Here is a 22,511-nt window from a genome sequence, read left to right as displayed (position 1 = left end):
TTGGCGGGGTGAGCGGTTGGCGGCCTGAACCAGAGAGTCGGCCGCCGGCGGGCAGCAGCCTGTCTCCTCAAACCGTCTGCATGGCCTGCAGCAGGTGGATAAACGCGGCGCTGAGCGGCGGCGTGGCCGGCTCATGGCGGGTAAAGACGTAAAAGCGCGCGCTGATGTCGATCTCGTGCGTCGGGATTTTCTGCAGGTGCAGCTGCGGGGCGTAGTGTGCGACCACCCGATCGCTCAGCAGCGCGATATAGCCTTGCTGCCTGACCAGGCACCAGGTCGCCAGAAAGGAGTCGGTCTCGACGATCTGGCCATGCGGCGTGTAGCGTTCGGCGATCTCGCGGATGGCGGCATGCCCCACCGAGCAGGAGCGCGGCACCACCCATTTGGCCTCGGCCGGCGGCTGCCCGGCTGCGGTAAGATCGCCTCCCTGATAGAGCGAGAAGCGCTCGCTTTTCAACGCCTGCATGGCCAGATCGGCGCCGCCCGCCGCGCCGTTCAGGCTGCTGACCGCCAAATCCAGCTCGCAGTTTCGCAGCCGGGCCAGCAGGCCTTCCGGGCCGTCTTCCACCACCGTCACCCGGGTATGCGGGTAGCGGCGGTTGAAGCCTTCGAGCACCTGAGGCAAGTAGCACAGCAGCGGATCGACGCTCATCCCCACCCGCAGGCGCTTCTCGCCGTCAGCGCTCAGGCCGCGCAGCTCGTCAAACGCGTTGAGCAACTGATTGGTGGCGGCGTCTATCCGCCGGTAAAACAGCTCACCGACTGCCGTCAGGCGCACGCCGCGGTTGCTGCGCTCCAGCAGCCGCGCGCCGACGGTCATTTCCAGCTCTTTCAGCACCCGGCTGAGCGTCGGCTGCGAGATGGCCAGCTTTTTCGCGGCCTCGTGCAAGCTTCCACAGTGGACAATGTCTTTGAACATCGTCAGATGCGCCAGCTTCGGCATGGTTTTCATGGTTGATCTCCCTGGAAGTGAACGGCATCAGCCGGAGCCGGCGATGCGGCTGTAATAGGCCTGTTTCATCATGCTGTCGTTCAGCAATTTATTGATGGTCTGGTCGAGCACCGGCGTGGTGACGGAGGCCGGCATCAGCGTGGCGGTGATCTCCACGTCGTCGTCGCCAAAGGGTTCGATATCCAGATGTGAGATAAAGCAGTTTTCCCCTTGCAGCACCTGTTTGAATTTGGCCAGCGCCTCACGCTGCTCATGCTCGAAGGCAATGACGCAAATCTGGTAGGTAGACTCGCCGTTAACGTCATTGAAGGGCTGTTTGTTGACCATATTGACCAGCGGGCGCAACAGGGTGTTGGCGGCGAGCACGAACAGCGTGGCGGCCAGCGCATCGCCGTACAGGCCGCAGCCGGCGCAGGCACCGACCGCCGCGGAGCCCCAGAGCGTGGCGGCGGTGTTCAGGCCGCGGATGTTCATCCCTTCTTTCATGATGGCCCCGGCGCCGAGAAAGCCGACGCCGGAGACCACGTAGGAGATGACGCGCACCGCGCCGCCGCTGCCGTCGATGGTCATGGCCAGGTGGACGAAGATCGCCGCGCTGGTGGCCACCAGCGTATTGGTGCGCAGCCCGGCGGTGCGCTGGCGGAACTGTCTTTCGTAGCCGATGGCGGCGCCCAGGACGGACGCGGTCAGCAGCGTCAGCAGTGTATGAATGAAATGCATGATAATAACTCGATGTATTATCCGCTTATCATGAGCCACCCGTGGCGGGGTAACTCTTGATAAACAGGTAGTTAAGTTGGCGGGATCCGTCCCGCCAGGCCAGGGCGGCGCTCAGTGCGCGGCGGCGATCTGCCGGCTGAGCGTCTCGCTGATTTTGTCCGTCAGCGGCTGCATCCCCTCGCGGGTGCGCGCCTCGCGGCGCTGCGTGATGTGATAGCAGCCGTCGAGGGTGCCGGCGCCCAGCAGGAGGATGCGGTCAGACATCATCACCGCTTCCTCTACGCTGTGGGTCACCAGCACGATGGAGCGGGTTTTGATCTGGCGCGTGCTCCAGATACGCAGCAGATCGCTGCGTAGGTGTTCGCCGGTATAGACGTCCAGCGCGGAAAACGGCTCGTCCAGCAACAGCAGCATCGGTTCTACCGCCAGCGCGCGCGCGAAGCCGACCCGCTGGCGCATGCCGCCGGAAAGCTCGCGCGGGTAAGCGTCGCGGTAGGGCGTGAGCCCGACCAGATCGAGCATTTTCAGCGTCTGGGCGTCGACCACCTGCGGCGGCAGATCCTGCGCCTGCAGCCCGAAGGCGATATTTTGGTAGACGTTCAGCCACGGGAAAATGGCGAAGGTCTGAAACACCATGTTGATCTGCGGATTCGGCCCCGAGACTTTTTTATCCCCCAGCATCACGGTGCCCAGATCCGGCGCGATCAGGCCGGAAAGCATGCGCAGCAGGGTGGATTTACCCGAGCCGGACTGCCCCAAAATGCTGACGACCTCGTTGTCGTAAAGGCGCAAATTGATTTCATTCAGCACCAGACGTTTTTCTTTACCGGTAGGCTGAACGCTTTTGCTGACGTTATTGACCGTCAGCAGCGTGGTTTTTTTTACCATCATGATCCGTCTCCACCCAATTAAAAATATGGGCATGGAAAAAGGGCCGATAGTTATCGCCGGGCAGGTGTAAAATAAATGCGGGTGCAAATAAGCCTGACCGTTATCGGACTGTTAATACGCTTATGCTGGAGGGGTTAGCCCATCGGGCGTGCCGGTGCGGCATGCGCGGAGGCCATGCGCTGAAGGGGTAAAGCGAAGGGATGTGGTAACTGACGCATATCCTGACACTTTCAGGATGCAATGGGATGACTATTGCTCCTGTGACCTCAGCGATTCCAACAATAAAATAAACAACCGACTGTCGCCGTCCATATCATTCTCCCGTTATTTTTCGTGTGGCCATAATACGCGTGCCATAGCCTGTTATTCAATGTGGTTACGCCGAATTATGGCGGCAAAATGTAATTTAATATGAATGCGGGAAAGATTTTCTTTATTCATTAAACGGGGCGTAAACAGAAAGTGCCAGAATGAATATAGGCATCATTTTATGGAAATATAAACCTGAGTTAAACGAGAGAATAAGGGGGCGGGCGAAAGTTAAATCATGAACCGGCCGGAGAGCGTCCTCCGGCCGGGATGGGGATCAGAACTGATACATGATGCCGGTTTCGACGATGTCGTCGGCGCCGGCGCCGACAGCGTTCTGCCGTTGCAGCAGGTTGAGTTTGTACTCCACGTAGGTCGACATGTTGGCGTTGAAGCTGTAGTTCAGCGCCAGATCCAGGTATTTGACCAGATCGGCGTCGCCAATGCCGGGCAGGTTGCGGCCGCGCGTTTGCAGGTAGGCCAGCGAGGGCGTGACGCCGGAATCGAAGTGATACTGCGCGACCGCCTCAATAGCGTCCGCGCGGGGGGCGAAGCCGGCGTAGCGATCGCCGTCGACGTAGGTCATGTTCTCGGTACGCGCGTAGCTTGCCGCCAGGTAGAGGTTGTCCTGGTCGTATTTCAGCCCCAGGGTCCAGGCCCGGGCGCGATCGCCGTCAGCCAGGCCGAAGCGCTGTTGCGCCAGCGTGCGCGCAGAGTTGGCGTAGGCGGCGCCAACGTTGAGCCCCACGCCGGTGTCGTAGGTGGCGGAAAAGGCGTAGCCATCGCCGTTTTGCGTCTGGATATCCTTCGCCCGTTGAGCGTCGTCCCCCCGATTCTTCCCCTGATATTGCAGGCCGAGATCCAGGCCGTCGACCAGGCCGCCCAGGCTGCGATTGTGGTAGGTCAGCAGGCCGTTGGCGCGGCCGGTCATAAAGTTGTCGGCCGCTTCGTAGCTGTCGTTGCCGAATTCAGGCAGCACGTCCGTCCAGCCGGCCACGTCATACAGCAGGCCGTAGTTGCGGCCGTAATCCAGGCTGCCCCAGGGGCCGAACGCCAATCCGGCAAAGCCCAGGCGGGTATAGCTGTCACCCGGCCCGGCGCTCTCCGGCTGATCGAGCCCTGCCTGATATTCCCATTGGCCATACCCCGTCAGCGCGTCGCCGATCTGCGTCTCGCCTTTGAAACCGAAGCGAGTATAGGAGCGGTCGCCGTTATTGTCGGCGTCGCTGCTGAAGTAATGCACGCCGTTCAGCTGGCCGTACAGATCCAGTTTATTGCCGTCCTTATTGACGATTTCCGCGCCGCTGGCGGCGGCCGGCAGCAGGATGAGCAGCGTCATCAGCACGCTTTTATGGTTCATTTCAGTTCCCCAAGTGGATGAAAACAGGGCCGTTAACCGGCCGATTGCGCTTGCGCGATTTTTTTGTACAGGCAGCTGCGGATCCGATCGGTGAGGTGCCGCAGGCTTTCCCGGTTGCGCGCCGCACGCGGGATATTGACGCTGAATTCGTCGTCGATCCGTTTGCTGGTTGCGTCCAGGATCAGCACCCGATCGGACATCAGCACCGCTTCTTCGACGTCGTGCGTCACCATCACCATGGCGCGCGTGCGCAGCCGGTTGTCTCCCCACAGCGCCAGCAGGTCGCCCCGCAGTTTTTGCGCGGTAAAGATATCGAGGGCGGAGAAGGGTTCGTCCAGCAGCAAGAGGTCGGGCTCTACCGCCAGCGCCCGGGCGAAGCCCACCCGTTGACGCATGCCGCCCGAGAGCTCGCGCGGCCAGGCGTGCTCATAGCCGGTCAGGCCCACCAGGCGCAGCAGCGCCCCCAGCCGCTCGGCGATCGTCTGCGGCGGCAGCCGTTGCGCCAGCAGCCCGAAGGCGATGTTGTCGTACACCGTTAGCCAGGGATAGAGCGCGTAGGACTGAAACACCATGCCGACGTTGGCGCTCGGGCCGTCGACCGGTTTGCCCGCCAGCGTGAGCGTACCGCTGTCCGCTGGGATCAGCCCGGCCAGCATGCGCAGCAGCGTGGACTTGCCCGAGCCGGATTGCCCCAGAATGGTGACGAACTCGCCGGCGTGTACGGTCAGCGTCACGTCGCGCAGCACGGGTTTGGGGCGCTTGTTTTCGCCGATAAACGTCTTGTTCAGCCGGCGGGCGCTGATAATTACCTCTTGAGTCACCATGTGGTTCCCCCTTGATCAGTCATATTTGAATTTGGTTTCCGCGATGCGATACAGCGGTTGCCAGACGAAGATGATGCACAGCGCCACCAGCGCGCACATGGCGGCGCAGCCCAGCGCAGACTCCGGGTTCTTGCCGGCGTCGGTGACCACGGAAATGAACGCGCCCAGCCCGGTGGCGCTGAGGGGGGTGCTGCCCCACTGGATCACCTCGGCGGCGATGGCACTGTTCCAGGCGCCGCCGGCGGCGGAGATGATGCCCGTCACGATGTAGGGGAAAATTGCCGGCAGCATGTAGTAGCGCCACCAGCGGAAGCGGCGCAGGCCGAAGGTTTCGCTGACTTCGGTGATCTGCGTCGGAATGGCGGAAACGCCGGCGATCACGTTAAACAACACGTACCACTGGGTGCCCAGCATGATCATCGGAATGGCCCACCAGCCGAGATCCTGATGATAAATGGCGATGAAGGCGGCGATCAGCGGGTAGAAAATGTTGGGCGGAATGGCCGCCAGGATCTGGATGATCGGCTGGAAGATCTTCACCAGGCGCGGATTCAGGCCGATCCACACCCCCAGCGGCGTGAAGATCGCCACGCTGAGCAGCATGGCCGCGGCCACGCGCGCGGTGGTGAGCAGCATCCACTCCGGCAGCATGGCGAAGTACTGTTTGGGGAAGTATTCCCACAGCCGGTAACCGAACCAGACGCAGGCCAGCACCACGCCGAGATACCACAGGCTGCGCCACAGCCAATTGCCTTTGGCGGCGAGGCGAAACAGGCGGTGCAGGCCGAGGGCGTACCACAGCCGCGGCAGCTTGAACAGCCACAGGTCAGCCAGCGCGCGCAGCGTGCGGCCGAGCGCCGCGCCGACGTGCGAAAAGGCCAGACTGTTGTAGAACCACGGATTGCCGAGCGGCCGGCTGGCGGTGACGTCTTCGTATTTGAAGCGCGCGGTGTAGCGCACCAGCGGGCGGAAAACCAGCTGATCGAGCAGCACGATGTTGGCGGCCAGCGCGACGATCGCATACAGGATCGCCGGCACGTTTTGCTGCGCCAGCGCTTCGGCGATGTAGGAGCCGACGCCGGGCAGTTCGACCGAGCGATCGCCGACCGGAATGGCTTCGGAGGCCACCAGGGCGAACCAGGCGGCGGATTGCGACACCATGGCGTTCCACAGCAGGCCCGGCACCGAATAGATGAATTCCAGCCGCCAGAAGCGTTGCCACGGGTTGTAATTGAAGCTGCGTGCGGCTTCATCCAGCTCCTTGGGCACGATGCGCAGCGTCTGATACAGCGTCAGCATCATGTTCCAGGCTTGGCCGGTAAACACCGCGAAGATGGCGGTGCACTCCAGCCCCATCACGCTGTGCGGGTAGAGGTTGAGAAAATACACGGTCGTGAAGGTCAGGAACCCCACCAGCGGCACCGACTCCATAAAGTTGACGAAGGGCAGGATCACCCGGCGCAGCGGCGTATAGCGCGCGGCCAGCACGGCGAATACCACAGAAAACAGCAGCGACCAGGCCATGCCGAGGAGAAAGCGCATGCTGGTTCTGAGCGAATAATAAAGCAGGTTCCAGGCATCAAGACTGATGGCAGAGACGTTTTGTTCATTGAAGTCACCGTGCATGTCACCCCAGGCACGAATAAAAAAGGCAATGAAAAAAACACCGATGGCGATAACGATAAAGTCGTTTAAATAAGACTTTCTGAAAATAGATGTACCCCGGTTATTTTGCATAACGCAATACCTTATTTTTCCCATAAGAAATCCGTCGGCGCTCGGGTAATAGGCCCGGCGACACCAGATAAATACCGCCGTAGCGGTTGAGACAGACGTTGTTTTCGCAGCGGGGCGATGGGTGGGCCGGCAGAGCGGGAAAGGCCGTCAGAAGGGGAGCGGTTGCCGCATTCCGTGTCTTTCAGAATGCAACCTGGATGGCATTACTGAAAGACGCCCAATAGCATTAGCGTAAAACTAAAACTTTCATCGCCCATGGGGCCCTCCTCGGTTTAAATATGGCAGGGAGAGGGTAATGTGTTTCGCCAATAAAAAGCAATTGGCGGAATAGGGTTTTTACGGTTGATGTGTAACAGGATAAATATTCATTTTTTAATCGCTATATCCGGAAAATGAAATAACGCATGGTGATGGCAATAAAGGCGGTAAAAATAAATCGCGGCGAAATAAAACGGCGCGCCTGAAGGGGGCGCGCCGCCGTAAATCAATAAACCTGCCTGCCGTTGATGCCGGCGGGGAAAATACCGGTGGCGAACAGATGCCCGTTGGCCTGGATCTGATCGTCGGGCAGCATCTCCAGCGGGAACTCGGCCGCCAGGCAGCTGAGAAAGGCGTTGCGATCGTCGGTGGTGGTAAAGCCGATCAGATCGTAGAACAGCAGCGAGGCGATCAGCTGGCGATGTTCCGGGATGCGCCGCAGCAGCGCCGCCGACGGGAACGGCAGGTGGAAGAAGAACGCGCAGGCGTTCAGCAGCCCTTGCTCCTTCAGCGCCTGGGCGCAGGGCAGCAGCTGGTAGTCGTCGATGCAGACGGTGTCGCCGGGGCACAGGTGCTCGCAGGCGATATCGGCAAACCGGCGGTTCAGCTGCCGGTAGGCGCGGTAGTTTTCCGGCGTGAAATGCGCCTTCTCCGGCTGGTTGTGGAACACCGGCCACAGGCCGTCGTGGTAATAGCCCTGATAGTGGCGGCGAAACTCCTCGATCGACAGCGGAAAGGTCACCTGATCGTAACCGGCGCGTTGGCGGCAACTGATCGGGCGCTGCGCGAAATTCTGCACGTCGCCGTTCCAGCCGAGCCACAGCCCTGGCTCGGCGTCGGCCGCCAGCGTCTGGCCGGCGCAGGCCAGATCCTTACCGTCGCACTGCTTGTTGGAAATCAGCACCAAACGAGACATGGGGGCCTCCTTATCAGTGAAGGGCGCGCAGGGCGTGCGCCGAACCATCGGCGCGCCAGGGCGCTTGCAGAGCGGGCAGCGTGACGCGCAGGCCGCGCAAGGCCGGATGCGCCAGGCAGCAGCGCGTCAGCCAGCTTCCCAGCCCGATGCCGCGGTATTCGGCGCTGACGAACAGTTCACTCACCGACGCGAAGGTGGCGTAATCGGTCACCATGCGGGCGAAACCGAGCAGGTGGCGCTTGCGGTACAGGCCAAAGCACAGGCCGTGGTGCACCAGGCGCTCGGCCGCCGCCCGATCCGGCAGGCTGAGGAAACGCTGGATCGCCTCGATATCCAACAACTGCCGATCGGTGCTGATATGAAAAACGCCTTTGCGCCAGCAGAGCAGCGGCTGCACGGGCGCCCGTTGCGGTTGCATATTCATGATTATCCTTAGGTTAATGAACCGGGTGGTTACAGCATCCAGCCGAGTTCGGCGGCGGTGACCTGTTCCTCGAAGCGGCGCAGTTCGGCGCTTTTGCAGGTATGCCACAGGGTGCAGAACGCCGGACCGAGCAGCTCGCGCAGCGGATCGCTGTGGCGGAACAGCGCCAGCGCCTCCTGCTGGCCGAGCGGCAAGGGCGCGGCGTTGTCGCTCTCGCAGCCGTTGGCGGCGGGCGGCAGCGGCAGCGGCTGTTCCAGCCCGTGCAGCAGGCCGCCGAGCATCACCGCCAGCGCCAGATAGGGGTTGGCGTCGGCGCCGGCCAGGCGGTATTCGATGCGCTGGTTGGCGCTGTCGGCGCAGGGCAGGCGCAGCGCCACCGTGCGGTTGTTGTGGCCCCAGGAGGCGCGCAGCGGCACGTGCATGCCGGGGCGGAAGCGGCGAAACGCGTTGATGTTGGGCGCCAGGATCGCCATCGACGCCGGCATCAGCGCCAGCATGCCCGCCATCGCCTGCTGCATGTTGTCGCTCAGTTCACCCGGCGCGCCGGTCAGCAGGTTCTCGCCGTGCTCGTTCTGCAGGCTGATGTGAAAATGCAGCCCGCTGCCGGCGGCGTGGGCGCAGGGCTTGGCCATAAAGCAGGCGTGCTGATGATGCTGCTCGGCAATCTGCCGCGTCAGGCGCTTCAGCGCCATGATCTGGTCGCAGGCTTCCAGCACGCGCCGGCTGTGATGCAGGTTCAGCTCGTATTGGCCGGAGGCGGCTTCGGCCACCACGCCGGTCAACGGCAGGTTTTGCAGGCGCGCGTGCCGTTCGATGTCGCTCAGCAGCGCATGGTGGCGCTCGGGCGCATCCACCGCGAAGCTCTGCGTCGGGCAGGTTTCCGCCTCGGCGGGGCGCTGCGGATCCTGCAGGTAGAACTCCAGTTCGGCCGCCACCACCGGGAAGCAGTTGCGCTCGTGCAGGCGCTTCAGCACCCGTTGCAGCACCACGCGCGGCTCCAGCTCGCAGGCGCCGCCGTCGGCGTTTTGCATCGTCAGCAGCAGCTGAGCGTGGCGTTCGGGATCGCGCGCGCAGGGGCGCAGCGTGCCGGGCACCGGCAGGCACAGCCGATCCGGCTCGCCCGCCCGTTGTCCCAGCCCGCTTTCTTCAATCACCCGGCCGTGCAGATCCAGGGCGTAGATCGACAGCGGGAAGTAGCAGCCTTTTTCCAGCCCAAAGGCTTCGGCGATTGGCAGCCGCTTGCCGCGCAGCTGGCCGTTCAGATCGTGCAGATAAATATCCAGCTGTTCGGTCTGTGGATAACGCTGCAGGTAGTGTTCCAGCTCTTTGTGGAAGGCGCGCGTTGGCGAAGCGGGCAGCTCCGCCAGCAGCGGATTGAAGCCGATGATATTAGCATGCATGGCGCGCTCCAGAACGAAGACCGGTCACGGCCAGAGGCAGGGATAAACGCATGAGACAACTCTCTTGTGAGGCCATAGCGGCGATGTGAAAAGGGTATCTGCGGCGGCAAAAACTGTCTGTAAAAACGCCGTAACGTTAACGGGGCGCGGAATAAAAATGCCGTAAAGAGTGCGGCGGCGTTGGCGGGTTGGCCGCGCCGGCACGGTCTATACTGGCGAGACGGGCCGTTGAAGGAGAGATAACGATGAAGAAAATAGGGCTGCTTATCGCCGCGCTGGCCGCATTCAACGCCACCGCGTCTTCCCCACAGGCGTGGGCCGAGAGCGAAAGGGCGATGCGCGCCGCCTGCCTGAAAGCCAGCGGGCTAAAAAACGCCAGGGTGGAAGGGGCGATCGTTCACTACGGCGATGACGTCGGCTATTCGGCGCTGTTTATCGGCGGGCTCTACCCGCAGCCGTTTATGAAAAACCAGCCGGGCAGGGAGCTGTGCTTATATCAGCGCGCCACGCAGAAGGCGGCGGTGCAGGCGATGGAGGGGGATTAGACCGACTTCAGGAGATAGTTCAGGAGACACATGATGATTAAGAGTGCTCCTTGTAACATTAATAATCTGAAATCATTACGGATCCAATTTTTTAACCTTGGTGATGTAGCTGCTCGAACGAAATCGTAGGTTTTGGGACTTAGCCAAACGTTGCGAGTCAGTTTTAATTTCCGGTTGTTCAAAATCCAACGAAACCACTGGGCTTTTAGTGAAACACCGATGAAGTTAAGGTTGTCCGCTATCACGACAAAAAGTGGAACAGGGTGTTTACTCACCACATAGTGTTGATAAAAGAGATCAAACTCTTTTTTATGAAGTCGATAGTAAATAAATTGGATAATAGCGATAAGAAGGAAAAGAAAGAATAGTAATACCACTAAGAGTTTTATCTCTTTTATGTAAGGCTCAATATAATTGATCATTTTTATACGCTGATTTTGATGAGATAAATAAAAATACAGCCCACGGTGGTAATAATGGCTTCTACGAGCAAAAGTATAAAGTCCATCGCCAGCCACTTCTGTAGCTCAGGAGAGGCGGTTTTTTGCACGAAATCGTAGGTTTTCGCATCGAGCCAAACTTGATCCCTTATTTTTATTTTTTTCCTTTTCAGAATCCAAAGAAACCACTGTGCTTTCAATGAGGTTCCAAGCATGCCGAGGCTATCGGCAAAGGCGACGTAGGGCGGAATAAAATGTCCGCTGCCAGCGTAACGTTGATAGAAAGCATCAAACTCTTTTTTATGGCGACGGTAACCAATGAACTGGATGAAGGCGCTTAAAACCAGCAATATCAAACACGATATGACGATAAATTTCATCATTCACCTACCACTAACGTCGTCAAATAATCGGAACCCATGCCACCCAGTGTGGATCCTGCTGCGCCGCCTATAGCGGCTCCAGCGATACCACAAACGATCGCACCTGTTCCTGCTGTTGCTGCACCTAACACAATTGAACAGGCTGCAATCGCAAGACCTGCACCTGCATTCCCTACCCAAATCCCCGCCGCAGTACTTGCCGCAAAATGACTGTATCCCTTCACCGCGATCTTGGCGCACTCCTGTTCACGGCCGAAGTATCATCTGAAAATGCAATGATGGGTAGCTTAATGATTGCTATGTAATTGTGCCTTTCCATTACGCTCGATGTTTAAAGTAAAGGTTCTCATGTATTTACGCCTTTCCGTGTCGTTATTCATCGAGACGCCGAGCAAGACCGAGTATTCTCCCGCAGCCCAGTTTACCTGCGGATAAGTGGCGCATTGTCCCGGTTTCAGGTCGGGCAACGGAGTGACTTCTGGTGAGGCCCAGACGATATGCCATTGCTGTTGTTCCTGTCGTGAGACGATCACCCCCCGGTTTTGCAGGCTGTCGCCGCGGCGAACGCTGTTGATAGGCACGGCAAAGCAAGGTTGGTTGTCTTTGAGCGAGACATCCAACGGATGGTACCAGGGCTGAGTGGATTGGCAGCCGTTCAGTAGCAGTGCGCACAGTAAAGAGAGATAAAGTTTTGTCATAGCAAGGTGTTCCGGTTCTTTGGATTGTTCAGGAAAGCTCGCAATACCCATTCATAACGTTTTTTGATGTCTGGCCCAATAATGCCGCTGTAGTTGGTGATTACTTGAAAGCCATTGCGCCCGAATTTAGTGAGATAGAAATAGTCTGCAATGATACTTGCCTGCGCCTCCATTCCATAATCGGATAGAAGATGATAATTGGGCAAGGAATACTGATAGGACACCGCCCAACTAGCCAACCCGCGCAGGCGTACGTTCATGCCTAATTGATATTGCCAGACATGCGCCATTTCATGGATAAACCAATGCTGATCGTAGGCGTTTGCCGTGGCAAAGTCTTCTTTGAAGTGTTTGGGCATAAAATAGAGCGTGCCATTTGGTGTTACGGCCGTATCTTCATGCTGTAAGCCGAAGGGGAAATAACTGCCGTTATGGACGCGAACGCGTGAGTAATCGACAGCATTTTTGTAGAGCTGCCTGGCCAATGTGATTTCACCGGCCGTAAGCTTTCTTGACTTTCCGTGAGTTGTGGCCATGGTTTTAATCCGTTAAAACATGAAAAAACACCATAACGAAAGTTCAGACATGATTAACCCACTTTGTCACAATCTTTTGCGTTCGCTCACAAGACGGAAAGGCAAAAGTGTGTTTGGCGTAATTAATTGATTGATATGGGGAATGACTTTATTATTTTTATATTCATTCATAAATAAAAAACCGGGTTGCGTGCTTTATTACCTCGCCAAACCCGCATGTTTTCATCTCTTTCCGATGCTGATGTCGCTGTTCCCGTCTCTCGTTGCATCCCCTGTTCAAGCCGTAAGGCAATAACCACTTTCTTTTGCCAGCTGCTAGGCAAAACGCCAATGGCGGTCTGGAGAGAATTATATATTCCAGTCTATCGTTTATATAGATTTCAATCTATAATCTGGCGATGCCATGTGGACGGTAATGACAACGTAAAGAGTTTTCAAGGAGTAACCCATGAGCACCCTAAAGCAACTGCTGGCCTCCCGCTCCCCGGAGAGCCGCCGGCGTATCGAAGAAATGGCCGAAGAGATGCTGTTTGAAACGCACCTGCATCAGCTGCGGGAAGCGTTGAATATTTCCCAACAGGAACTGGCGAAAACGCTGGGCATTTCTCAGCCTTCGGTCGCGGCCATCGAAGGGCGCGGTAATGAGCTGAAAATTTCGACCCTGAAACGCTACGTGGAAGCGATGGGCGGCACGCTGCGCCTGGACATTGAACTGCCGGGCGGCAAGCACGTCGGGTTTACGGTTTAAGCGCAGGCTGCCCGCCACTCCCCGCCATCTCCCGTTCGATTACCGTCGCCAGCGCCTGCGCGGCGGAAGAGAGTTGGTGCTGCGCCAGGCGGATCAGGCCCACGCGCCGTTCGATAATCGGGCCGATCAGCGGCACGCAGACCGCCCCCAGCTCATCCATCTGTTTCTCGCACAGCGCCGGCACCGCGCTGGCCCCGAGGCCGTTGGCCACCATGCGCCCGACCGTCACCAGCTGGTGGCTTTCAAACGCCACCTCCAGCGTTCGCCCGCTGCGGGCCAGCTCCTGCTCCAGCAGCAGCCGCACCGCCGATGGCCGCTGCAGGGTGATGAAATCCAGCGTCAGCAGCTCCTTCCAGCTTACCTGCGCCTTGCGCGCCAGCGCCGAATCCTTCGGCACCACCGCCAGAAAGCGATCGCGGCACAGCGGGGTGAAGTGCAGGGTGTCGCTCGGCTCCGGCTCGAAGGCGATGCCCATCTCCACCCGCCCTTCGCGGATCATTTCAAACACCTGCTCGTTGATGACGTCGTGCACCGCCACGTTGATGCCGGCGTAGCGATCGCGAAACGCCTTGAGGATAGGCGGCAGCGGGTTGCCGGCGAACGACGGCATGGCGGCGATCGCCACCTTGCCCATCTGCAGGGTGAAGCGCTGGCGCATCGCCTCTTCCGCGTTGTCCCAATCCGCCAGCAGCTGGCGCGCCATCGGGAAGAAGCTTTCGCCCTCCGGCGTCAGCGTCACCCGGCGGGTGGTGCGCAGCAGCAGCGGCCCGCCAAGCGCCTCCTCCAATCCACGGATCGCCAGGCTGAGCGCCGGCTGAGAAATATTCAGCCGCTCGCTGGCCTGGGCGAAGTTCAGAGTGTGAGCTACCGCTAAAAACGCGCGTAACTGTTTGATGCTCATTTTCATTTTGGCTGGCGTTAACTCTTTGTTAATTGTCGGTTAACGAATGATTGATAAAAATTCTAAATGAATGTGGCATAAAAACAAAATTAACAAATCATTTTTGTGACCTGAAGATGCCCTCACGCAAGCCAGGGCATTTCGCCCTGCGCCGCAACATGCAGGGGCAACGATATGGCAGGGCTCGACAAACGCGTCGGCAGCTACCAGGAAGCGCTGGCAGGCCTGACGGACAACATGACGGTGCTGGCGGGCGGCTTTGGCCTGTGCGGCATCCCGGAAAACCTGATCGAAGAGATCCGCCGGCGCGGCGTGCGCGGGTTGACGGTGGTCTCCAACAACTGCGGCGTCGACGGGTTCGGCCTCGGGCGGCTGCTGGAAACCCATCAGATCCGCAAGGTGGTGGGATCTTACGTCGGCGAAAACGCGCTGTTCGAGCAGCAGGCGCTCAGCGGCGAACTGGAGGTGGATCTCACGCCGCAGGGCACGCTGGCGGAGAAGATCCGCGCCGGCGGCGCCGGTATCCCGGCGTTCTTCACCGCCACCGGTTACGGCACGCCGATCGCCGAAGGCAAAGAGGTGCGCGAGTTCAACGGCCGCCCTTACATCATGGAAACCGCCATCACCGGCGATTTCGCCATCGTGAAAGGCTGGAAGGCCGATCACTTCGGCAACGTCATCTACCGCCACACCGCACAGAACTTCAATCCGCTGATGGCGACCGCCGGGCGCATCACGGTGGTGGAAGTGGAAGAGATCGTCGCGCCGGGCGAGCTGGATCCGGCGGCGATCCACACCCCCGGCATCTATGTCGATCGGCTGATCCAGGGCACCTTCGAAAAGCGTATCGAACAACGCACCCTGCGGGCATAAGGAGAATTCGCATGCTTACCCGTGAACAAATGGCGCAGCGCGTGGCGCAAGAGCTGAGGGACGGTTACTACGTCAACCTGGGCATCGGCATCCCGACGCTGGTGGCCAACTACGTGCCGGCGGGCATGGACGTGATGCTGCAGTCGGAAAATGGCCTGCTGGGGATGGGCGAGTTCCCGACCGAGCAGCAGCTGGACGCCGACATGATCAACGCCGGCAAGCAGACGGTCACCGCGCGCCTCGGCGCGTCGATCTTCGATTCGGCGCAGTCGTTCGCCATGATCCGCGGCGGCCACGTCGATCTGACCGTGCTGGGGGCGTTTGAAGTGGACGTCGAGGGCAACATCGCCTCGTGGATGATCCCCGGCAAGATGGTCAAGGGCATGGGCGGCGCGATGGATTTGGTGGCGGGGGCGGAGAACATCATCGTGGTGATGACCCACGCCGCGAAAGGCGGCGAGTCCAAGCTGCTGCCGCGCTGCACGCTGCCGCTGACCGGCGCCAACTGCATCCGCAAGGTATTGACCGATCTGGCCTATCTGGAAATTGAAGACGGCGCCTTCGTGCTGCGCGAACGCGCGCCGGGCGTCAGCGTGGCGGAGATTGTCGCCAAAACCGCCGGCCGGCTGATCGTGCCGGAGCAAGTGCCGGAAATGCGTTTCTGAAACGGGAGGTGAATGTGCAACAACGTGAAGTGGTGATTGTGGCGGCGACGCGCACGCCGGTCGGCAGTTTTCACGGCGCGCTGGCGCCGCTGACGGCGGTGGAACTGGGCACGGCGGCGGTGCAAGGGCTGCTGGCACAAAGCGGGGTGGCGCCGCAGCAGATCGATGAAGTGATCCTCGGCCAGGTGCTGACCGCCGGCTGCGGGCAGAACCCGGCGCGCCAGACCGCGCTGAATGCCGGGCTGCCCTCTACGACGCCGGGGCTGACCATCAACAAGGTGTGCGGCTCCGGTTTGAAGGCGGTGCATCTGGCGGTGCAGGCGATCCGCAGCGGTGACGCCGAGGCGGTGATCGCCGGCGGCCAGGAGAGCATGAGCCGGTCGCCTTACCTGATGACCGGCGCGCGCGCCGGTCTGCGTCTCGGTCACGCGCAGATGGTGGACAGCGTGATCCACGATGGCCTGTGGGACGCGTTCAACGACTACCACATGGGCATCACCGCCGAGAACCTGGCGGAGAAATACGCCATCAGCAGAGAAGAACAAGACCGGTTCGCGCTGCGCTCGCAGCAGAAGGCGCAGGCGGCGCAGCTGGCCGGGCGTTTCGCGCAGGAGATCACGCCGGTGACGGTGCCGCAGCCGAAGGGCGAAGCGCTGCGGGTAGAGCGCGACGAACAGCCGCGCGACACCAGCCTGGAGGCGCTGGCGCGGCTGCGCCCGGCGTTTCGCAAGGAGGGGACGGTGACCGCCGGCAACGCCTCGTCGCTCAACGACGGCGCCGCCGTGGTGCTGCTGATGAGCGCGGAAAAAGCCGCCGCGCTGCGTTTGCCGGTGCTGGCGCGCATCGCCGGTTACGCCTCGTCGGGCGTCGATCCGGCGATCATGGGCATCGGCCCGGCGCCGGCCGCGCGCCGCTGCCTGGAAAAAGCCGGTTGGCGGCTGGAGGAGGTCGATCTGATCGAAGCCAACGAAGCCTTCGCCGCGCAGGCGCTGGCGGTGGGCAAAGAACTGGGCTGGGAGGCGGAGCGGGTGAACGTCAACGGCGGAGCGATCGCGCTGGGGCATCCGATCGGCGCGTCCGGCTGCCGCATTTTGGTGTCGCTGCTGTACGAAATGCAGCGCCGCGAGGTGAACAAGGGGCTGGCGATGCTGTGCATCGGCGGCGGGCAGGGCGTGGCGCTGGCGGTAGAGCGCCCGTAAACAACCGAGGAAGGCACGATGCAGTCATCTGACTATGCGGTACTGGGCGCCGGGCTGATGGGGGTGGGCATCGCCACCCACTTTATTCGCCACGGCCATGAGGTGCTGCTGTATGAACCGGATCCGCAGCGCCGGGAGGAAGCGTCGGCAGTGGCGAGCGGCATTCTGGCCGAGCTGAGCGACGTCGGGCAGTTCGATCGCGGCGAACGCGAAGCGGCGCTGGCGCGGCTGCGCGTGACCGGCGATCTGAACGCGGTAGCGCGCGCCCGGCTGCTTATCGAGGCGATCCCGGAACGGCTCGAGCTGAAGCACGCGCTGTATGAGCAGTTGGAAGGGCTGATCGCCGACGACGCGGTGATTGCCAGCAACACCAGCGGCCTGCCGCCGGACGAGCTGGCGGCGCGCATGATCTATCCGCAGCGCCTGCTGATCGCCCACTTCTGGCACCCGCCGCACCTGATCCCGCTGGTGGAGATTGTGCCCGGCCGTGCCACCGATCCGCGCCATCTGGCGGCGGTGCAGGCGCTGCTCGGCGGGATGGCGCTGGAGGCGGTGCTGCTGGAGCGCGCCGCGCCGGGGTTTGTCGGTAACCGGCTGCAGTTTGCGGTGTTGCGTGAGGCGCTGCACATCGTCCACACCGGCATCGCCAGCGCCGAGGTGGTGGATCAGGTGATGCGCGCCTCGTTGGGGCGGCGCTACGCCATGGTCGGCCCGCTGGAGGCCGCCGACATGACCGGGCTGCCGACGGTGGCGGACATCGCTCGCCACCTGTTCCCGGAACTGGCGACCGGCGACGAGATGATGGCGCTGGTGGAACAGCGGCTGCAGCGCGGCGATACCGGCCAGCGCAGCGGCCGGGGATTTTATCTTTGGGATGACGCACGCAGGGAACGCATTCAACGGCGACGGGCGCATCAGCTGCGCTTTGCGCTGAAACCGTAATTTCGCACGCCGTACCTGACAATAACAACAACCACCCCAATGGATTTCGGGTTGCAGCTAGGCGGCAAGCGCGTGAATTCCCAGGAGCTTACTTAAGTAAGTGACAGGGGAGAACGCACGCTGGCAACAACGCTGCGGCACGAAAGACGCAGGGGAAAGAGGTGACCGATGAGCGTTTTGATTGCCCTGGCAGCACTGGGATTACTGATGCTGGCCGCCTACCGCGGCTACAGCGTGATTTTGTTCGCCCCGATCGCCGCGCTGGGCGCGGTGCTGTTGACCGATCCCGGCGCGGTGGCGCCGACCTTCACCGGGCTGTTTATGGAGAAGATGGTCGGCTTCGTGAAGCTATACTTCCCGGTGTTCCTGCTGGGGGCGGTGTTCGGCAAGCTGATCGAGCTGTCCGGCTTCTCCCGTTCGATCGTCGCGGCGGCGATCCGCATTCTCGGCCGGCGTCACGCCATTCCGGTGATCGTGCTGGTGTGCGCGCTGCTGACCTACGGCGGGGTGTCGCTGTTCGTGGTGGCGTTCGCGGTCTATCCGTTCGCCGCCGAGCTGTTCCGCCAGAGCGGTATCCCCAAGCGGCTGATCCCGGCCACCGTGGCGCTCGGCGCCTTTTCCTTCACCATGGACGCCTTGCCGGGCACGCCGCAGATCCAAAACATCATCCCGACCAGCTTCTTCGGCACCAATGCCTGGGCCGCGCCCTGGCTGGGGCTGATCGGCTCGCTGTTCATCATCGCGGTCGGTCTGCTGTATCTTGAACGCCAGCGGCGCAAGGCGCAGCTGAAGGGAGAAGGGTACGGTACCGATCTGCTGAACGAGCCGGAAACCCCGGACGACATCAACTTGCCGAACCCGCTGATCGCTATCCTGCCGTTGATTTTGGTCGGGGTATTCAACCTTGGCTTCACCCATTGGATCCCGCAGTGGTACGGCGCCAGCCACGAGCTGACGCTGCCGGGGCTGGCCAAGCCGATCACCACCGACGTGGCGAAGATCACCGCCATCTGGGCGGTGGAAGCGGCGCTGGTGTCGGGTATTCTGCTGGTGGTGGCGTTCGGCTTTCGCAATATTCGCGGCCGGCTGGCGGAAGGCAGCAAGACGGCGGTCGGCGGCGCAATTCTGGCGGCGATGAACACCGCCTCTGAATACGGCTTCGGCGCGGTGATCGCCGCGCTGCCGGGCTTTTTGGTGCTGTCGCAGGCGCTGTCGGCGATCCCCAACCCGCTGCTGAACGAAGCGATCAGCGTCACCCTGTTGGCCGGCATCACCGGATCGGCCTCCGGCGGCATGAGCATCGCGCTGGCGGCGATGTCCGACAGCTTTATCGCCGCCGCCCATGCGGCACAGATTCCGCTGGAGGTGCTGCACCGGGTGGCCTCGATGGCCAGCGGCGGCATGGACACCTTGCCGCACAACGGCGCGGTGATCACCCTGCTGGCGATCACTGGCCTTAGCCACCGGCAGGCCTATGGCGGCATCTTCGCCATCACCCTGATCAAGAGCGCCGCAGTGCTGTTCGTTGTCGGCGTGTTCTACCTGACCGGCATTGTTTAAAGGAGCGATACCATGAGTGTACAAGGCAAAACCGCGCTGGTGACCGGCTCGACCAGCGGCATCGGCCTCGGGATTGCGTCCGTGCTGGCCGCCGCCGGCGCGCGCGTGATCCTCAACGGCTTCGGCGATGTGGAAGCGGCGAAGGCGCAGGTCGCGCGGCTGGGCGCCCCGCCGGGGTATCACTGCGCCGATCTCGGCGATGCGGCCCAGATAGCGGACATGATGGACTATGCAGAACGCGAGTTCGGCGGCGTGGACATTCTGATAAACAACGCCGGCATTCAGCACGTGGCGCCGCTGGATCAGTTCCCGGTGGAGAAATGGGACGCCATCCTCGCCATCAACCTGTCGGCGGTGTTCCACACCTGCCGATTGGCGCTGCCGGGGATGCGCGAGCGCAACTGGGGGCGCATCATCAACGTGGCGTCGGTGCACGGGCTGGTGGCGTCGAAAGACAAGTCGGCCTATGTGGCGGCCAAGCATGGCGTGGTGGGGTTGACCAAGACGCTGGCGCTGGAGACCGCGCGCACGCCCGTCACCTGCAACGCCATTTGCCCCGGCTGGGTGCTGACGCCGTTGGTGCAGCAGCAGATCGACAAACGCATTGCCGCCGGGACCGACCCGCAGCGGGCGCGCGATGAGCTGTTGGCGGAGAAGCAGCCTTCGCAAGCGTTCGTCACGCCAGAGCAGCTCGGCGAGCTGGCGCTGTTCCTGTGCAGCGATGCGGCGGCGCAGGTACGCGGCGCCGCCTGGAACATGGACGGCGGTTGGCTGGCGCAGTAGTGAATTCTCTCTCGGAGCGCGCAACGCGCTCCGTCGTTATTTCCTGCCAATGTGTTGCTGGCGCCGCTCAGTATAAAAGTGGGCGGCAGCATTCGCCCCGAGTGGATCTTCAATAACGGCCCGGAGCCGGGCTATGACAAAAACGGCCACGACGGCGGCACGCGTTTTCGCTTCAGCGGCGACTATGCGCTGACGCAGGACACTTCGATCATCGGCTATTACGAGTGGGGCGTCGATCTGGCGCACGCGCTCAGCTGGGACGGGCACTATAACGAAGACGGCAAGCGCGACTATCAGCGCCAGCTGTACGCCGGTTTCAAAGACGATCGTTACGGCACCCTGACCTACGGCCATCAATACGGCATCTATTATTCGGTGGTCGGCATAAAAAGCGACGTCTGGGATAACGATGGCCATGCGGGCGGCACCGGCATCGGTATTTCCGGCGACTACGACGGCGGCAATAAACCGAAAAACAGCATCAAGTACACCAATGATTTCGGGCCGGTAACGCTGTACGCCAACTATTTATTACCGGAAGACGATCTGCACACCGCGGATAATCTGATTTATCGCCGCAAGGGCGGGGGCGGGTTGGGCTTCGATTACAAGGTGACGAAGGATTTCACCTTCAGCGCGGCCTACAGTTATACCGACGCGAAGATCAAAGACAATCTGTACAGCGAAAAGGATTATCACCAGCAGCTGTCCGGCACCGCGTTAACCTGGCAGCCGAACAACTGGTACATCGTCGGCACCGCCAGCTACTACAAAGACTATGTGCCGAGCACCCGCCAGCGCACGCTGTCGCACTTCTTCGCCGGTGACGGCTACGGGCTGGAAGGCTTCGTCGGTTACACCTTCAATATCGACAAGCCGTTCCTCAAATCGATCCAGCCTTACGTGGCGGCGGACTCGCTGCGGCTGAAGGGGGACGAGGCGTATCATGCCAACCACGTTTACCTCGGCGCGGGCACCACCATCGGTTATGGTCTGTCGGTGTATGTGGAGCGCACGCTGGCCAACAGCAGCGACAATGAGCCGGACTCCACCTGGATTACGGTGTTCTACGACTTCTGATTCTCACCTGCTTCAAGCCGGCGTCTGCGCCGGCTTTTTCACATGGTAATTGTGCCGCCCAGGGTCTCTCCAGAGGCGTTGCGCTCTGCCAGGTAGCGCGCCGGCGGTTTGCCTACCGCCTTTCTGAACATGGTGACGAAGCCGCTGGCGCTCTCGTAGCCCAGATCCAGCGCCACCGTCTGTACGCTCTCGCCCTGCGTCAGGCGCTGCAGCGCCAGCATCACGTGCAGCTGGCGCCGCCAGTGGCCGAAGCTCATGCCCATCTGCTGTTGCAAGGTGCGGCTGAGGGAACGCTCGCTCATGCCGATGCGCTGCGCCCACTGCCCGAGGGTGGATTTGTCCGCCGGGCTGCTCAGCATGCCTTCGGTCAACTGCCGAATGCGCGCGTCGTCGGACACCGGCAGATGCAGGTTCTCGATCGGCGCGGCCGCCAGCTGGTCCAGCAATACCGCCGTCAGGCGCCCCTCGGCGCCCTGTTCGTCGTAGAGCGGCTCGAAGGTGCTGGCCTGCAGCAGCAGCTCGCGCAGCAGCGGCGAGACCGACAGCGTGCAACAGTTTTGCGGCAGACCGGCGGCGGCATGTTGATCGACGAACAGGCAGTAGGCCTCGGTGGAGCCGGCCCCCTGGGCGTTGTGCAACACGTTGCCCGGCATCCACAGCGCGCACTGCGGCGGCACCAGCCACAGCCCGTTTTCCACTTCGCAGCGGATCATGCCGCGTACCGTGTAGATCAGCTGCGCCTTCTGATGGCGGTGCGGCTCCACTTCCCAGTCCTGTTCGAGGGTCGAACCTTGCAGGGCAAACAGCGGGCGTGGCACCTGATCGATATCCAGACAGTGGCGGGGGATCTGTACTTTCATGAGAATAATTCTCAATTTGGCGGAATTGAAAAGTATTATGTCCTGATTGCGCAATGTGGTCTAGCGCCGGTGCCGATAAAGTAAGCGCCAGTCCTACACCCTTTCCTGAGGAAACTGATTATGTCATTGGATACCGCCGATTTTCCGCTGGTATGGATGCGCCAAAACGGGCGCGATACCCAGGCCGAACTGGCCGAATTCAGCGCGCTGCTGGCGCGCGCCGAACCCTTTGTCCTGATGACCGACCGCAGCGTCGGCGATGAAGAACAAGAACATGACCGCGATGCCCGCACCCAGGTCGCGCTGTGGAAACGCGATAACCGCGAGGCGCTGAAGCTGTGGGTGAAAGGCATGATCATGCTGGAACCGGACGACGCCAAACGCGCGGCGGCGGAAGAATTCGCCGAATACGGCGCCAAGTTCTGGGGTTATCCGGTGCTGGTGGCCGCCGATGCAGCCGCAGGGCGGGTATTGGCGCAGACGTTATTGTTAAAATAAGGGGAATAC

24 protein-coding genes are annotated in these 22,511 nt (G+C 61.0%); 10 read left to right on the top strand and 14 right to left on the bottom strand.

Annotated features, from left to right (window positions below; all coding sequences use genetic code 11):
- Nucleotides 1-67: 67 nt before the first annotated feature.
- The 9 genes from GF111_RS10240 to GF111_RS10200 form a co-directional block, all read right to left on the bottom strand.
- Nucleotides 68-952 carry a LysR family transcriptional regulator gene (locus GF111_RS10240; protein ID WP_048232562.1) on the bottom strand — a complete coding sequence of 295 codons (885 nt, stop codon included), beginning with the start codon at nt 950-952 and terminating at the stop codon, nt 68-70.
- Nucleotides 953-979: 27 nt separating this feature from the next.
- On the bottom strand, nt 980-1,672 hold the full coding sequence (locus GF111_RS10235) for an MgtC/SapB family protein (RefSeq protein WP_019453282.1): 693 nt from the start codon (nt 1,670-1,672) through the stop codon (nt 980-982).
- A gap of 111 nt (nt 1,673-1,783) precedes the next feature.
- Nucleotides 1,784-2,563, bottom strand: coding sequence for an ABC transporter ATP-binding protein (locus tag GF111_RS10230; RefSeq protein ID WP_147191324.1), 780 nt, complete (start codon nt 2,561-2,563; stop codon nt 1,784-1,786).
- A 586-nt stretch (nt 2,564-3,149) separates the two neighbouring features.
- Nucleotides 3,150-4,232: a porin gene (locus tag GF111_RS10225; RefSeq protein ID WP_147191322.1), complete on the bottom strand. Its 1,083-nt coding sequence runs from the start codon at nt 4,230-4,232 to the stop codon at nt 3,150-3,152.
- A gap of 32 nt (nt 4,233-4,264) precedes the next feature.
- A complete protein-coding gene (locus tag GF111_RS10220) occupies nt 4,265-5,056 on the bottom strand; it encodes an ABC transporter ATP-binding protein (RefSeq protein ID WP_110593553.1) in 792 nt (263 codons plus the stop codon).
- Nucleotides 5,057-5,071: 15 nt separating this feature from the next.
- Nucleotides 5,072-6,682, bottom strand: coding sequence for an ABC transporter permease subunit (locus tag GF111_RS10215; protein ID WP_224217834.1), 1,611 nt, complete (start codon nt 6,680-6,682; stop codon nt 5,072-5,074).
- A 595-nt stretch (nt 6,683-7,277) separates the two neighbouring features.
- On the bottom strand, nt 7,278-7,967 hold the full coding sequence (locus tag GF111_RS10210) for a trehalose-6-phosphate synthase (protein ID WP_049202373.1): 690 nt from the start codon (nt 7,965-7,967) through the stop codon (nt 7,278-7,280).
- Nucleotides 7,968-7,980: 13 nt separating this feature from the next.
- Nucleotides 7,981-8,391: a GNAT family N-acetyltransferase gene (locus GF111_RS10205; protein ID WP_055317676.1), complete on the bottom strand. Its 411-nt coding sequence runs from the start codon at nt 8,389-8,391 to the stop codon at nt 7,981-7,983.
- Nucleotides 8,392-8,420: 29 nt separating this feature from the next.
- Complete coding sequence (locus tag GF111_RS10200; RefSeq protein ID WP_147191320.1) at nt 8,421-9,791, bottom strand: glutamine synthetase family protein; 1,371 nt, start codon at nt 9,789-9,791, stop codon at nt 8,421-8,423.
- A gap of 245 nt (nt 9,792-10,036) precedes the next feature.
- Between GF111_RS10200 and GF111_RS10195 the strand changes: the two genes are divergently transcribed.
- The gene (locus GF111_RS10195; RefSeq protein WP_147191318.1) at nt 10,037-10,336 is read left to right on the top strand and encodes a hypothetical protein; all 300 of its coding nucleotides are present in this window, start codon (nt 10,037-10,039) and stop codon (nt 10,334-10,336) included.
- Between the two features lie 424 nt (nt 10,337-10,760).
- Here GF111_RS10195 and GF111_RS10185 read toward each other — a convergent pair whose 3' ends face one another.
- The 3 genes from GF111_RS10185 to GF111_RS10175 form a co-directional block, all read right to left on the bottom strand.
- Entirely contained in the window at nt 10,761-11,156 is a 396-nt protein-coding gene (locus GF111_RS10185; RefSeq protein WP_025305147.1) for a hypothetical protein, read from the bottom strand.
- A gap of 290 nt (nt 11,157-11,446) precedes the next feature.
- Nucleotides 11,447-11,857: a putative T6SS immunity periplasmic lipoprotein gene (locus GF111_RS10180; RefSeq protein ID WP_147191983.1), complete on the bottom strand. Its 411-nt coding sequence runs from the start codon at nt 11,855-11,857 to the stop codon at nt 11,447-11,449.
- Complete coding sequence (locus tag GF111_RS10175) at nt 11,854-12,393, bottom strand: hypothetical protein (RefSeq protein WP_047572830.1); 540 nt, start codon at nt 12,391-12,393, stop codon at nt 11,854-11,856. The genes GF111_RS10180 and GF111_RS10175 overlap by 4 nt, the downstream gene beginning before the upstream one ends.
- Before the next feature lie 448 nt (nt 12,394-12,841).
- On the opposite strand from GF111_RS10175, the gene GF111_RS10170 reads away from it, so the two are divergent.
- Nucleotides 12,842-13,141 (top strand): helix-turn-helix domain-containing protein, encoded by a 300-nt coding sequence (locus tag GF111_RS10170; RefSeq protein ID WP_047572825.1) that lies wholly within the window; start codon nt 12,842-12,844, stop codon nt 13,139-13,141.
- On the opposite strand, the gene GF111_RS10165 is transcribed toward GF111_RS10170, so the two are convergent.
- Nucleotides 13,131-14,048, bottom strand: a complete 918-nt coding sequence (locus GF111_RS10165; protein WP_047729103.1) for a LysR family transcriptional regulator — start codon at nt 14,046-14,048, stop codon at nt 13,131-13,133. The two genes, GF111_RS10170 and GF111_RS10165, sit on opposite strands and share 11 nt — an antisense overlap.
- Before the next feature lie 168 nt (nt 14,049-14,216).
- Between GF111_RS10165 and GF111_RS10160 the strand changes: the two genes are divergently transcribed.
- The 7 genes from GF111_RS10160 (at nt 14,217) to GF111_RS10130 (ending at nt 21,144) form a co-directional block, all read left to right on the top strand.
- Nucleotides 14,217-14,915, top strand: coding sequence for a CoA transferase subunit A (locus tag GF111_RS10160; RefSeq protein ID WP_004933280.1), 699 nt, complete (start codon nt 14,217-14,219; stop codon nt 14,913-14,915).
- An 11-nt stretch (nt 14,916-14,926) separates the two neighbouring features.
- Complete coding sequence (locus GF111_RS10155) at nt 14,927-15,580, top strand: CoA transferase subunit B (RefSeq protein ID WP_025305151.1); 654 nt, start codon at nt 14,927-14,929, stop codon at nt 15,578-15,580.
- A 14-nt stretch (nt 15,581-15,594) separates the two neighbouring features.
- Nucleotides 15,595-16,779, top strand: coding sequence for an acetyl-CoA C-acetyltransferase (locus tag GF111_RS10150; protein ID WP_094460575.1), 1,185 nt, complete (start codon nt 15,595-15,597; stop codon nt 16,777-16,779).
- 18 nt (nt 16,780-16,797) lie between these two features.
- Nucleotides 16,798-17,721, top strand: a complete 924-nt coding sequence (locus GF111_RS10145) for a 3-hydroxyacyl-CoA dehydrogenase family protein (protein WP_147190916.1) — start codon at nt 16,798-16,800, stop codon at nt 17,719-17,721.
- 168 nt (nt 17,722-17,889) lie between these two features.
- Nucleotides 17,890-19,281: a GntP family permease gene (locus GF111_RS10140; protein WP_055317670.1), complete on the top strand. Its 1,392-nt coding sequence runs from the start codon at nt 17,890-17,892 to the stop codon at nt 19,279-19,281.
- 12 nt (nt 19,282-19,293) lie between these two features.
- The gene (locus tag GF111_RS10135; RefSeq protein ID WP_047729095.1) at nt 19,294-20,064 is read left to right on the top strand and encodes a 3-hydroxybutyrate dehydrogenase; all 771 of its coding nucleotides are present in this window, start codon (nt 19,294-19,296) and stop codon (nt 20,062-20,064) included.
- A gap of 3 nt (nt 20,065-20,067) precedes the next feature.
- A complete protein-coding gene (locus GF111_RS10130) occupies nt 20,068-21,144 on the top strand; it encodes a porin (RefSeq protein WP_370633552.1) in 1,077 nt (358 codons plus the stop codon).
- 38 nt (nt 21,145-21,182) lie between these two features.
- Here GF111_RS10130 and GF111_RS10125 read toward each other — a convergent pair whose 3' ends face one another.
- Nucleotides 21,183-22,004 carry a helix-turn-helix transcriptional regulator gene (locus GF111_RS10125; protein WP_147190918.1) on the bottom strand — a complete coding sequence of 274 codons (822 nt, stop codon included), beginning with the start codon at nt 22,002-22,004 and terminating at the stop codon, nt 21,183-21,185.
- 120 nt (nt 22,005-22,124) lie between these two features.
- Between GF111_RS10125 and GF111_RS10120 the strand changes: the two genes are divergently transcribed.
- Nucleotides 22,125-22,502: a hypothetical protein gene (locus tag GF111_RS10120; RefSeq protein WP_038878350.1), complete on the top strand. Its 378-nt coding sequence runs from the start codon at nt 22,125-22,127 to the stop codon at nt 22,500-22,502.
- Nucleotides 22,503-22,511: the final 9 nt, after the last annotated feature.

It is taken from the genome of Serratia sp. HRI (genome assembly GCF_010119335.3).
Taxonomy (GTDB): domain Bacteria; phylum Pseudomonadota; class Gammaproteobacteria; order Enterobacterales; family Enterobacteriaceae; genus Serratia; species Serratia nevei.
Note: the sequence above shows the minus strand (reverse complement) of the source record. Positions and strands in the feature narration are given on the sequence as shown.